Annotated in this window: 10 protein-coding genes and 3 pseudogenes; 3 read left to right on the top strand and 10 right to left on the bottom strand. The window is 46.4% G+C overall.

The features are described from left to right. Positions 1-219: 219 nt before the first annotated feature. A pseudogene (locus H6G17_RS33005) lies at positions 220-384 on the top strand (IS701 family transposase); the annotation flags it as partial. 94 nt (positions 385-478) lie between these two features. Here H6G17_RS33005 and H6G17_RS34405 read toward each other — a convergent pair. The 5 genes from H6G17_RS34405 to H6G17_RS30455 form a co-directional block, all read right to left on the bottom strand. Then, the gene (locus H6G17_RS34405) at positions 479-607 is read right to left on the bottom strand and encodes a hypothetical protein (protein WP_277876134.1); all 129 of its coding nucleotides are present in this window, start codon (positions 605-607) and stop codon (positions 479-481) included. Between the two features lie 102 nt (positions 608-709). Next, positions 710-1,753 (bottom strand): aldo/keto reductase, encoded by a 1,044-nt coding sequence (locus H6G17_RS30470; protein WP_199317139.1) that lies wholly within the window; start codon positions 1,751-1,753, stop codon positions 710-712. 106 nt (positions 1,754-1,859) lie between these two features. Further along, entirely contained in the window at positions 1,860-2,588 is a 729-nt protein-coding gene (locus H6G17_RS30465) for an SDR family oxidoreductase (protein WP_192162249.1), read from the bottom strand. Positions 2,589-2,644: 56 nt separating this feature from the next. Next, positions 2,645-3,892 carry a multidrug effflux MFS transporter gene (locus H6G17_RS30460; protein WP_199317138.1) on the bottom strand — a complete coding sequence of 416 codons (1,248 nt, stop codon included), beginning with the start codon at positions 3,890-3,892 and terminating at the stop codon, positions 2,645-2,647. 54 nt (positions 3,893-3,946) lie between these two features. After that, positions 3,947-4,414, bottom strand: coding sequence for an ester cyclase (locus tag H6G17_RS30455; protein ID WP_199317137.1), 468 nt, complete (start codon positions 4,412-4,414; stop codon positions 3,947-3,949). A 111-nt stretch (positions 4,415-4,525) separates the two neighbouring features. Here H6G17_RS30455 and H6G17_RS30450 point away from each other — a divergent pair, with 111 nt between their 5' ends. Further along, positions 4,526-5,446, top strand: a complete 921-nt coding sequence (locus H6G17_RS30450; RefSeq protein ID WP_192162248.1) for a LysR family transcriptional regulator — start codon at positions 4,526-4,528, stop codon at positions 5,444-5,446. Positions 5,447-5,562: 116 nt separating this feature from the next. Continuing rightward, positions 5,563-6,380, top strand: a pseudogene (locus H6G17_RS35010) (IS6 family transposase). A gap of 98 nt (positions 6,381-6,478) precedes the next feature. On the opposite strand, the gene H6G17_RS30440 reads toward H6G17_RS35010, so the two are convergent. The 5 genes and pseudogenes from H6G17_RS30440 to H6G17_RS30420 form a co-directional block, all read right to left on the bottom strand. After that, a complete protein-coding gene (locus tag H6G17_RS30440) occupies positions 6,479-7,858 on the bottom strand; it encodes a hypothetical protein (RefSeq protein ID WP_192162247.1) in 1,380 nt (459 codons plus the stop codon). A gap of 245 nt (positions 7,859-8,103) precedes the next feature. Continuing rightward, entirely contained in the window at positions 8,104-9,408 is a 1,305-nt protein-coding gene (locus H6G17_RS30435) for a nucleotide disphospho-sugar-binding domain-containing protein (protein ID WP_192162246.1), read from the bottom strand. 228 nt (positions 9,409-9,636) lie between these two features. Further along, positions 9,637-10,347 (bottom strand): annotated as a pseudogene (locus H6G17_RS30430) (IS6 family transposase). 173 nt (positions 10,348-10,520) lie between these two features. Beyond that, entirely contained in the window at positions 10,521-11,306 is a 786-nt protein-coding gene (locus H6G17_RS30425) for a hypothetical protein (RefSeq protein ID WP_192162245.1), read from the bottom strand. A 1,384-nt stretch (positions 11,307-12,690) separates the two neighbouring features. Continuing rightward, positions 12,691-13,278 (bottom strand): methyltransferase domain-containing protein, encoded by a 588-nt coding sequence (locus tag H6G17_RS30420; RefSeq protein ID WP_192162244.1) that lies wholly within the window; start codon positions 13,276-13,278, stop codon positions 12,691-12,693. Between the last annotated feature and the right edge of the window lie 178 nt (positions 13,279-13,456).

The raw sequence follows: 13,456 nt of genomic DNA, 5'->3' as shown, positions 1-13,456 counted from the left end.
TCTTGGGCAGAGGCTGACATATGGCGAGCGTCTTTGAGTTTCATGGCACACTCCAGACTTAGCTACTTTTTTATGTTAACTAATCCCTGCTCTGGTTAGTATGTCGATAACTGGGTCTGTAGCTCGCTCATTTAAGTGAGTGTTTCTCCTATTACCTTTCTTCTGTCACCCTAGCAGAAGTAAAGTAGATGGTAAAACTTTCTATTTCACTGCTAGAGCATGGTTGAACCGCGTCCTGCCGTCACGACTGTTAGCTTCGTGGATGATTACTGCGATCGCTACCAAGACTTGTTTGCTGACGGACGGAATTTTGAAGCATTCAAGCTTTTGGTATTGGGGATGATTTCAGAAATGCCGCGCAAATCCTTACCTGCAATCGAAAGATGATGTGATGACGTGCTTCAGGGAGCGACCTCAATTGTGTCCATGCATTACTGACCGGATCGTAAGACTCGAAATGATCTGTGAACCCAGGGTTTTAGCTGAGGAAACCGCCCACCACGTAGATTTTTCCGTTCCACACTTCTGGATAAAGCTCTTGCCGAGCGATCGTTGGCGGTGCAGCTTCAGTCCAATAGGGCAACTGGCTTTGTGCTTGACTGAGCACGGGCGAACCTTGCGCTATGAGCGAAAAGACCAACAGCGACAGGAAAATCAAATACCTAAATCTAAATCTACGCAACATAATCAACATAATACAGACTCCATCTCAACTGATCGGACGTGGATTTGGCAGGCGAACCAACCCGCTAAAATTTTTGCCAGGATACCAGGGCGTTTGGAGAAGGTTGTCAAAACCGGGAAGGCTTTCCATGTGTTCCACCATCCGGGTACGCATTGAATCATCGGGTAACGCTCCTCTTATTGCCCCCATATTCTCAACAACGTGGTCAGGGTTTGTGGTTGCGGGAATCGTGCAGGTTAGAGCCGGGTGAGAAATCACATACTTGAGAAAAAACTGCGCCCAGTTCTCGCAGCCAAAATCGCTGGCAAAATCGGGTACTGGTTGCCCCTTTACCAATTCAAAAAGACGGGCTTTCTCAAAGGGCATGTTGGCTAAGACTGCTGTTCCTCGCGCCACTGCCGCAGGAAGAATTCTGTCTTCAACTCCACGCTGACGAATTGAGTAGCGAAGTTGAACAAAGTCCAGATCGCCCTTCTCAATCCATCTCTCAAGCGCCGCAAAATACATTGGATCATGGTGGGTAACGCCCACGTAGCGAATTCTACCCTCTGCTTTCCATGCCTTTAATAAGGGCAAAATTGCATCTACATTCACCAAGCTGTGAACCTGCATGACATCGATGCGATCGCGTGACAATCGCGTCATTGATTGTTCTAACTGGCGCTGAGCCTGGCTGCGATCGCCCAGATACTCGCCAGTTGCCCAGGTTTTGTTAGTAATAAACAAATCATTGGTCAAGCCAATTGTTCTGGCAAATTCGCCCACGTTCACTTCCGACATTCCGTAGAGCAGTGAGGTATCGACCACTCGCCCGCCTGCATCCCAAAAGCGGCGCATTACCTGCTGAAGATGAGCGCGTGGCTGATTAGATAAAGCATCAAAGGTCATAAAGGTTCCCAGACCGATTACAGGCAGTTTCTCCTGTGTGCGCGGGATTTCTTTCGTGATGATCTGCGATGGTTGGTTTGGAGCAGTTTGAGACGGTTGAGTTTGGGTTTGATTCTGTGCCTGTGCCGTCTTAAAAAAAGTGTGTGTTAAGGCAGCGGTGGCGGCACCAAATCCTAACAATCCAAGGACCGATCGACGGGAAACATTTCTCCTAATTGCTGGATGGACTGCCTTCATTGTGCGCCTCCTTTGTGATGGGTTGAACATGAAACATATCGAATTTGAATTAAGCGAAACCGCCATTAGCGCGAAGCACTTGAGCATTGACCCAGCTCCCGTCCGCTCCTGCCAGGAATGAAACGACACGCGCAATGTCGAGAGGTTCTCCAAGACGCTCTATTGGAGCGAGCTTGCTGAGCTGATCAATCTGCTCTTGAGTCTTGCCCTGGAGAAAGAGTTCTGTCGCGACTGGTCCTGGCGCTACCGCATTCACCGTGACGTTACGACCGCGTAGCTCATTAGCGAGAACCCTCACCAGTCCTTCAACTCCCGCTTTGGATGCGATGTAGGCTCCGTAAGTTGGGAACGACTTGGCGATCGCGCTGCTGGAGAGGGCAATGATGCAGCCACCATCGCTGATGTGCCTTGCCGCTTGAGCCAACACGAGAAATGTGCCGCGCAGGTTCGTCTCGATGACGCTGTCGAACAGTTGCACGTCATTGTCGATGATGGGCGACAAGGCCATAATCCCAGCGCTGTGAGTGACGACATCGATCGATCCGAGTGTGGTGATGGTGTGTTCAAAAAGCTGCTCTACCTCGCTCTCCTTCGAGACATTAGCTTTTATGGCGATCGCATTGCCGCCCGCATCTTGAATTTCACTGACAGCTTCATCGGCCTTGGCGCTGCTTGCCGAGTAGTTCACAACAACAGAAAACCCATCTGCTGCGAGTCGCTTTGCAATTTCGCGTCCAATTCCGCGAGAGCCTCCAGTCACAATTGCTGTCTTTGCCATGATTTATCTCGTAATGTTCTAAATTGGTTGGTTGGAAGTTGTGAGTAAAAACAAATTCAAGTCTTTTGACGGTTTGAGTAGTGATTGAATGAGGCGCGATCGATCCGCTTCTCAGCAGGACGGACGATAATCGTGTGGGCAGCGATCGCGGCCAGAGCAAAAAGCGTCATCACGCCAGTCATGGCAGTCGCAGTCCGTCTGTCATAAAGGAAAGCAACGAGCGCACTGGCAAATGTGCCACCCAGCAACATCTGCGTGAATCCCAATACAGCAGCAGCGACTCCAGCTACTTCTGGCAATGGCTGAAGCGCTCCATGCTTTGTGTTGGGTGTAATTAGCCCAAAGCAGAACGTATTGAGAACTAGGAGTGGCAGCAGCGTTATGACTCGAACATGATTGCTGATGGATACCAGCACCAGTGCGATCGCGGAGACGACCGCAAGCGTGAGTCCGACTTTGAGCAAGCGCGACGGCGACACACCGCGAATACTCAAGCGCCCATTCAAGAATGAGCCTGCCATAATCGCGAAAGCAGTTGCAGCAAAGAACCAACCGTAGAGAGTCGTTGAAATGTCTAAAACCTGGATCAATATGAGCGGTGAACCCGCAACATAAGCAAACATACACCCGAAGCTTAGGGCGTTCACGAGGGCGTAGCCAACACAGATTCGATTACTCAGAACTCGAAGGTAGTTGCCGATCAGTCGACAAGGTACGATCGCACTTCGATCCCGACGAGCAATGGACTCTTCAAACCCAATCGCGATCGCACCGACAAGAACTAAACCGCCAGCTGCCAGCACTCCATAAATTGATCGCCAGTCTGCGATCGTCAGAACTAACCCACCAATCGTGGGTGCAATCATTGGTGCAATGCTCATCACCAGATTGATATAAGAGAACTGTGTCCGTGCAGCAGCACCTTCAAACAAGTCACGCACGATCGCCATTTCTAGAACTGCGGCAGCACCCGCACCCCCACCCGCAATCAACCGCCAGAGAATCAGCGCGTGAATTGAGGGCGCGATCGTACACATGACATTCGCGAGGGCGAAGACTCCACACCCGATGAATAGAACCGGGCGGCGACCGTATCGATCTGAAACAGGTCCAAAAATAAGCTGCGCGATCGCAAAGCCAGCCATGAAGAGACTGAGGGTTAAACCTGTAGCAGCAGGGGGAGCATTGAGGGATGTCCCAATTGCAGCAAGAGCGGGCAATCCCATATCGATCGCCAAGGGCGGTAACGCAGCGAGCGCACCTAGCAACAGAGTGAACCCCAGAGAGTTAGGTCGAATTTGCATGGCTCTTTTCTCGATTCTGATATCTGCTAACTGATGGCAAAAATCGGTCAATTTCTAGCTGGGTAGTGCAGCGGACGACCATGCACCAATTTGATGCAGCATTCCGAACCAATCTTCCAAGTGCCAGGTGTGCGAGATGCGATCGTGCTTAAAGTGATGAAACTCATGCAGCGCGATCGAGACTGGCTTTCCAGTCGGCTGCAAGCCAAAGATTTCCCCTTGGTGAGTCCCGATCATCCGCGCCCGCACACCCGCACGATCGGGTTGTGCAATTACCTCGTCAATGACGATCTGCAAGTCGGGGAACGCAGTAAAAAACATTGGCATCAGTAGCTTCATACCCTCAGAACCCTGACCTTGACAGGGCGCGAGCGGGATATCTTGCCAATCCGGAGTCACCGCTTCGTCGAGAAGATTAGGATTTTTATCGCTGAATGCTCGGTAAAACGTTTCGAGTGACTGTTTTTGCGCCACTGTCAAAGCTGAGGTTTGAATCGTCGCCATTGAATACATAGAATCCATCGGCTAATAACAAACACGAATGAAACTACGACGATCATCACATGCAAAACATAATGTGTCCAATGCATATTTAGGATAGTCACTATACCAATACTGATATAAAATGAAAATATGGCTCAACAGTTCCCCAACCTCTCGCACATCGACCTCAATCAACTTCTGGCTTTGCAAGCCATTCTGGAGGAAAGGCATGTCACTCGCGCCGCCGTTCGCGCCTCGCTCAGTCAGCCAGCGATGAGCCGAGTGCTCAGTCGGCTGCGGGTAGCACTCGGCGACGACCTGCTCGTTCGTAGCGGCGTGGGGTACGAGCGAACGCCCCGTGGCGATCGCTTGCTGCAAGAATTAGAAGCTCTCCTGCCTCGCCTCAATGCGGCGATCGGAAGCAACGACTTCGATCCTTCTATTTCGCAGCAATACTTCCGAGTCACAGGCACCGACTACGCAGTCGCTGCGATCGTCAGCGGTGCAGTACGACTCTGTCGCAAGCTTGCTCCCAGCGTTCGCGTCGAGGTCGTTGGCTGGACGCTAGAGAGTTACCGTTACGTAGAAACGGGACGCTGCGACTTGGCACTCGGTGTGGGCAGCGTACCAACCCCGCCCAAGGGATTAAAGGTGGAAGTGCTGTACCAGGAGCATTTTATCTGCCTAATCAGTGCGGACAACCCATTTAAGAACGAGCGTTTTTCTTTGGACGAATACCTGCGTCGTCCACATGCGATCGTTGCCACCGCAGAAGGGCAGCAAACGATGATCGATCGTCCGCTTGCCGATCTGGGAAAGGCAAGAGATATTGTGTTCCAGTCACCCTACTTCATGGCAACCGCGCTCAATATTGTGGGTACCGACTTGATATTCACCGTCCCAATGCGTGTCGCACTTGAACTCTTAAAGTTGGCAAACCTTCGGCAAGTATTCCCCCCTCAAGAGATTGGGGACTTCCCCTACACCATGATCTGGCATCCTCGGATCGAGGGTGATGCTGGACAGGCATGGTTCCGTGACCAGATCCGGGCGACGGTGAGACGAGGGTGAAAAGGTTGTGGTGCATAAACTGATGCGTAAATCTGTCAGAACTGGATTCAAGCCTTTGAGTACAAATACTTATTCCGGTATCCTAGGAGTTATAAGCGCAGCATCCCAGACCAACCATGAACTCTCCCCACTGCCACTCCCAACAAATCACAAACCGCAACCGGGCAACGGACTTGGGCTACCAAATGTATCGGTGTCAGGAGTGTAGCGCTACTTAAATGAGCGCACAAGGACACCATTCAACTTTCTAGAAGTACCAACTGATATCGTGTTCCAGGTGCTGTTGTGTCGGTTACGTTACAAGATGAGCCTGCGGGATGTGTCCGAATTTTTCCTGCTGCGAGGTTTCAAGTTTACTCATGAGACGGTGCGTGATTGGGAGGCGAGGTTTGCGCCGATATTTGCCTAAGAGTTGAGAGCCAAGCGCAAGGGGACAGTTGGTTCCTCCTGGTACGTGGACGAAACTTACGTCAGAGTCAAAGGCAAATGGTGTTTTTGTATCGGGCGATTGATCGAGATGGCAGCCTTGTAGACTCGATGGTGAGTGAGAAACGAGACATGGAAGCGGCAATTGTATTCTTCACAGAGGCAATCGGGGCGATCGGCTGTCTGCCAGAGCGAATCACTACTGATGGGCACACTGCTTATCCTAGAGCCATTACCAAAGTGTTGGGCGTTGGTGTAGAACACCGAGTAAGTGACTGCCTACTCAATCGCATTGAGCAAGACTATCGGGGGATCGAACAACGTTATTACCCGATGCTAGGGTTTGGCGCTTTTGAGTCAGCTCAACGCTACTGCAAGCGCGTTTGATGAAGTGCGCAACTTTTTCCGTCCTCGAAGTCGGATGGGAGAATTGGTATCTCTATCCACAAGACGAGAGCAATTTGTTACACGGGTACAGCAACTACACGCGATTTTCCAAACTGCCTAATCACAAACAAAGGGGAGAAGAGGTTGTGCAAATCGAAAACTCCCTCTAAGTATGAAGCCAGTTCTGACAGATTCGTTCTGGGTTGTGAGTGTTTTGATTCATTTTGATTCCATACTCATCGCGTCGTGGCGGTAGTAACGCCGATAAAAGTCAGGATCGAGTTGATGCGTCTGATAGGCTAGTAAAGTGCGAAAGGCACCTGTTGTGGCAGGAAAACGTCCATAACGATTGTAAATGTACTCACAGCAAGCAATTGTGGCTGCGATCGCTCGTTCGGAATATTCGGGAATTGCCGCTTGGATCGCTCGACCATCTTGCCAACCAGTTTCTTCTCCTCCATCGCGAAACGTCCCCTGTTTGGCATTGTACTTATGGTCGATAAAAGCGAGTACTGCTTCCTCCATATTTCGATAATAGGGCGGAGCGTAACTTTTGAGCAGTACCTCACCGTCTTTTTCCAGTCCTACAGGATTGGGAACGAGAGTATCTTTGCCCATCCACTGGACAATTTTCTTAGTTAAGCGGTTCATCCCGCTCATTTTGGTAAATGGAACTTGTTCCATGCGGAAGCCTAGTCGCTCAAACCAGATGTAGGGATGGGCGGCAAAATGAGGATAGCCACCTAAACCGAGAGCTTGGGTCATCAAGCCTAAATTTTGGTGAATAGAACCTTGCTCCCAGGCCACGAATTCCGCTAGTAAAGTTTCTGCCGCACCGATGTACGTGAAAGACTCCTTAGTTAGGTCATCTTCAAGATGCCCGCCTTTAGATTTAGCAAACTTTTCTACACCTGCAGGTCGATAGCCGTTACGCTCGTCCACCATAAAAAAGCCCACATCTTCGCTAAACATGGATAGCAAGACATTAATATACAAAGCAGATAATTCATTAACCGCCAAAAAATAAGTAGTGCCAGGTACATTGGCAGCCCAGGCATTAAAAGGCATCAAATAGGGTAGTCGCCGGGGAAGATCGATTCGGACCTGGGCAACTTTTACGCGACTGCGCTCGTATAGCTCAACAAACTGCCCATTTTGAGACAGGTCGATTAAACTAGAGATTTCGGTACGGAGGTAGTCCTGGGGACGCTTGAGTAGCCACGTACCTTCGTCATTTGTAATAAATACAGCAACCGCATGGATCGCATCCGCACTAGCAACGGTACGCCCGATAAAGTTAACCATAATATTGCCACCGCTGCCTGTCGAACTTAGGGCTGCTGGTGCATAGGGTAATTCGGCTAGAGCGTAACCCGTTACCCCCGAAGCAGCAAAGCCCAAAAGTGCCTCTTGTTCGAGAGTTAGTGGCTGCGGCGGATATTGACTTTGATAATCTAAAGCACCACCTAGCTTCATTCCTTTACCGAAGCGACGCGATCGCCGTCGAAGCATTGCTTCGATTAAAGAATAGTCTTCTTTGTTTGTCATCACTGGGTAGTGTTTGAATAATAGGGCAGTATTTGCTGAAGGTATTGTCAATTTATCCCTCTCCTAAGCTCGACTTTAGCCATTTAAGGAGAAGTAGACTCAAAAAAGGAATAGGTAAGAATAATTTGAGTTAACACATCCTGATCCCAGAAAATTCTTGTATGCTACACGAAAAGTATTTGAAACGTTGCTTGAGCCATATTATCAGTTATTCTCGGCGCGGGTTTGGCATCATGCTCAAGTGCTGCGTACTTACTACTATCTTACTCTAGTCAGAGTAATGAAAAAGGGATAGCTCAGACAGAACCACGCAGACGGCTATTAAAAACAGGACTCTTAGTGTGTATCACCTGTTCGATAACATCGGCAGCATAGACCACTCCTCCTGCATTCTGAATAGCAGAACGTAGTTTTGCTGCATTGTCTCGATAAGTGCGATCTTCAAACACCCGCTCAATTGCCATTTTTAATTTGGCAACATTTAGTTTTGCCAGGGGAACAACTTCACCAGCACCAGCTCGTGCTACCCTTGCTGCCATGCCAGGTTGATCGGTAGTAATAGGAATTGCAACTATGGGAACGCCACTACTTAAACAACTGACTGCTGTGCTGCCTGCATGAGTCACGACCAAGCTAGAACGATTAATTAACTGTTGGTGAGGTGGGAAAGCAACGACAAGTGGGTTTCCTGGGAAATTAGTCTTCGATGGAACTGCTTTGGGATTTCCTAGAGAAATTACTAACTGTGCATCGATATCCAAGCAGGCTTCGGCAATACAATGAAAAATCTTCCAGTTATGGCTTTGTAATGTTCCCAGAGATGCATAGATTAAGGGCTTATCATCTAGTTCTTCAAAAGAGAAAGACTGCTTGTTTAACGACACAGGCTCCATATCTTTGGGACTTTTGAGCGTTCCTACATAATGAAACCAAGGCACGATTTTTTCACGGGGAAAATCGAGTTCTTGAGGCAACTGAGCAATCTGAGCAAGTCGAGAATAGGCATCATCTCGTTGATGATGACGTGGTAGATGCCATATTTCTCTCTGCTGAACTAATACATTCCAAATGGGTCGGCTGAGGTAATTGAATATGGCAATTCCCAATTGATTTCGCATCTTAGCCCACCAGACGTTTTCATATCTCCAGTGAGTGAAATAAGGAGGAACACCAGGTTCTCTATTGATCGGCAATGCGTTGCAGACTGTAATAAAAGGTAAGTTTAGATAATCGGCAACGGTGCCCCCAGCACTTGTAACTTGATCGACGAGAAGAAGGTCAACTCTAGCATCGGAAATAGCCCCAGGAGCATCACGAAACAACATACTAGCTTCCTTCTCAAAAAACTGAATGGTAAGTTTTAACCCTTCTAATCCAGTCAACTGTCCTAGCTGGATGTAAATAGCTTCTATGCTGCCAGGAGGGAAATCACTAGCTCCAATTTCATAAAATTCCAAGTTAGACTGAGAAATTTTTTCTTCTACTTCTGGTACGCCAAATAGAGTGACTTTGTGTCCGCGACGCAGCAATTCAATTCCCAAATTACACATGGGATTTAGATGACCGATTGCTCCAGGGCACAGTATACCAATATGAGACATTGTTTTAGTAGTGAAGAGATTATTGCTTAGTATAAAACGATTTTGTTTTAGCAGTCCGCCAAGAAAATTATGACAAATCTAAAGAAGGATCAAACGGTGGAATTTAATTCTGGCATCTGATGCAGCAAAACGTTAATCAATTCTAGTTTTTGCTGCCGATCGTTCTTGTTCCCAGGTTGTGTTGCAAAAACGAGTTTCGGACAGAAAACTTCTTGAAGAAGGAATTGATTATGCAGCCACTCCAAAAATTTCAGCAATGAATTTGACCCGGTCTCTGACGGCTCCTTTTTCTACTTTCTTAACTTGTCCTTTCTTCAGTATGTTCATAATTCCATATCCTTTTATTGTTCGCCTTGCAGTGTTGAACGAACCAAATCTCATTCCCAGTTTGACTAAACGTTTTATGCCTCGACAATCTTGCTCGACTATATTATTCAGATACTTTTTCTGTTGTAATTCCACCGTTTGAGGCAACTCTTTTTTCGCTTTAAGCACATCGATTGCTTGGGGATAAGCAGCATTCTTATCTACAGCAATAACTCGTGGAGAAGAAGTGTGAATGACTTTTAATGTCTTACGAAAAAAGCGTTTTGCGGCGCTGGCATCACGTTTAGCCGTTAGCAAAAAGTCTAAAGTATTCCCATCTGAATCCACAGCTCGGTACAGATACCTTGGCTTCCCCTTGACTTGAATATAAGTTTCATCCACTCTCCAGGAATCATTTGTGGTTCGCAAGTAAGGTCGGCAGCGCTTGTCAATTTCTGAACCATATTCCTGTACCCAACGAAACACTGTTACGTAATGCACTTCTAATCCCCGCTCGTTTACCATTTCTACCACTTGTCAATACGAGAGCGGATAGGTTAGATACCAGCGCACACAACGCAGGATAATTTCAGCTTCGTAATGACGCCACTTAAACGGGTTGGACTTGGACATGGAGCGCGATCGCGTTTGAACACAGACTCTCTACTTTACCACTCCCTCGGTTTTTGCAACACTACCCTTTTGCAAGAGGTCTAATCAATGCGTTGAAGGTATCTACTCCTAGAGTAGCTTTTGCTTCTCTTTCTTGCACAATAGGTTTGATGAAGTCACAATAATTTGGTTTTTTATTCATCGACCTGATAGTATTTCTCTAACCAAGACAACAAATCTTTTTCCATAACAGTTAAATTAGTCTGCTGACCTAAATCTTTGAGAATATTTTCTGCTCCTCGGTCAAGCGAACCAACCTCACGTAATCTTCTAATTCGGAATAACATCTCTAGTAACTGTTGCTTCACTTCCGGTGAGTCAATATTAGCCAAATTATTTGGTTCTACAACTAAAGTGGTATTGTGTACGTCAACAATTACTGTCAATTCTTTTATCTCTACTACGACTGCCCAACAACCATTATATTTTTTATTCTTAGCTTTCAGTCTGACTAAGATAAATATATCACCCACTTGATAAACATCGTTGGTAGGTAGTAAGGGCTTTTCTTTAAACTGCTCGACAATCCCTTTGACAACCCGTCCCGATGGGACTTTACCATCAGCTAGGTCTACAGCTTGCTGCCATACTTGACACTGCTGCTCTGGCTCTAGTGCAGAAAGCGATCTAACTTGACGTTCGTTGGTTGGCAAAATTTGACAACCAATGGTTGTCAAATTTTCGAAAATATCTGCCCCAGCAATTAAATAGTTAGCAGCCTGACGAGTAAATCCAAAGCGATCGCGGCAGTATGCTTCAAATGTTTTGTGAGTAGAGCGATACAGCCGTCGCTCCCGCAATTCAGCAAGTGCCTTACCTGCCTGATAGAATGCCTGCTCTACCCTCAACTCCAACTGAGCGCGATTGCGTTCTTCGTCGTGGGTAAGTTCTTCTAAAATTTTTACTTGAGTAGTTTCCATAGATATTAATGCACTAGACTCGCCTGTAGAAAAGGATTCAGTAACAAGTTTCTTTTTATTCATAAAATCTAAAGGAGTTGAGCTGAAGGGGTGACAGCGAGGCTAGAAAGCAGACAGAATCAATGCCGTAGCCTGTAGACCTCTGTGAAAATAGAATAGTTTCTGAGGCTAAGCTCGCATCAATGTAGACGCTAAATCTGCCCATTCCTAAGAAAGCGCCTACCTAGAGCTGACCATATAAACCAATCCAAAAAGCACTATGTCGGCGGCACGTTCGTTTTAACTCGTTTAACCGTCCCACATATTTTTGTACTTCCATATGTCGACTACGACGACCAGATAAAACAGCGCAACTGTAGGCAATGGCAATTAGTAGAATTAAAGCAATTAAGTGCTAATTGGTAGTATAAATTGTTGCTAAATTGTAGCCACCTGTTTTACAATCTTCAAACATGGCTTCGACACCACTACGACATTTGAATGCCTTCTATGCTACTTTGAGGCTATGTAGATTTGCGAGTAGGTATCATCCAGATAGTTTGAGTTTTCCACGATACTTACACTTGTAATATCTAACCAAGTTAAACTTATCAAATCCTCGTTGTTTAGTTGATTGAATGTTTTGTAAGAAGAAAGGTACTCCAGAAGCTAAATTTAACTTTGCTTGGACTGTAACCAGGCGTGCTAGTTTTATACTATGAAACTCTCTATCTCCTAACAGCAGTATTTGATAGCCTTTAAACAATCGTCGCACTGGACGAATTAATGCTTTTTGTTCGTTAAGACTGCTGCATCCACTTTTCGATAAGATTGCCCATAGAAGGGAATTGCTCGTCGGTCTTCAATTAAACTGAGAACAAAAATATTCTGGTCGCGCCATTGTGTTCTGTCAATTGTTAGTATCAATTGTTTCCCTTTTTTAGAGACCTCATTCTTGTCCAAGGTTTGAGTAAAGGAAACCAGAGGACTGGAAGACTCAGTTTTGGCAAACCTAGAAATTTTTGTATGCTCCGACGACAACTTTCAAACAGGATTGGTTGTGAAAACACTGTTGCTAGTTTCTCTCAAGTCACTGTCCGGTGGAATTGTAGTAGCAGTACCAAGATTTGTAACATCTTGTATTGCGTATGTGTGAGCAGATTTTAGGAACAGTTTTGATAAAATTGAGGCAGCATTTGTATGATAGGTCTTGTGGACAATCATCTGACCTATCGATGATTGAGAATTGGAAATGACGCTACTTAAAGGGATACTTGGGGTTCATAAACCAAGTGGATTGGACGAGCGACAGTAAGAACAAATATTACTCTTACTAGTCTGCTTCTTATTTTTGCAACACAACCGTTGAGGGATGCGCTTGCAGAGCGGAACTCGATCGCCTTTATTACTGGGGCAAAGGCTTCAGATAGAAATTGAATCGATGTCGATTCGGACTATCTGCTACAAGATACTGGGTAGTGGCTAGGGGAGTGAAAACATAAGGCTCAAATTGCTGTAGGCTCTGGCATTGTTCGAGCGCCGAAAATGGCTGAAACCCCAGTATGTCATTCCATCCAAACACTAAAATACCTCCCGATCGCAAGCATTGAAAACATTGCTGAAATGAAGTTTCGGTAGCCTCTCTAGTATCGATCCCGTAGCCGAAAACGCCATTATAAATTATCAGGTCGAAGTAATTAGTCGTAAAATGCTCGCTCAAGTTCAATAGCGAACCAACAACGTGCTTTTTAGCCACGTACTTTTTCTTGACAGGATCGATTTCTATCGTCCAGTATTCCTTGCTTCTGAAATAGCGATTATACGGTTTGGTGTACCAATCGCTACCAATGAAGCGAATTCGCTGAAATTCCTGACGCTCGACAAAGTAAGGAATAATTGTATCTTCCAGCACGTAGCGATCGGGAAAATTTAAGTGTATGCTCAAACCTCGCACTTTTACAACTGCTAACCAGCCAAGTAAGTAAGCTGTCATGAAAAAACCAAACTATGTAAAGATAGATAAATCTGGAAAAGACGCAGAACAAATGTATTAGGGAAGCGAGTAAAATGGGCGCTCGTTTAAGGGTATTTCTGACTCGTGAGCAAGACAAAACTCTATTAAACTTGAGAACTGCGGATGTACCACAAAAAGTCAAAGATCGAGCAGAGAT

It is taken from the genome of Chroococcidiopsis sp. [FACHB-1243], from assembly GCF_014696895.1.
Taxonomy (GTDB): domain Bacteria; phylum Cyanobacteriota; class Cyanobacteriia; order Cyanobacteriales; family Chroococcidiopsidaceae; genus Chroococcidiopsis.
Note: the sequence above shows the minus strand (reverse complement) of the source record. Positions and strands in the feature narration are given on the sequence as shown.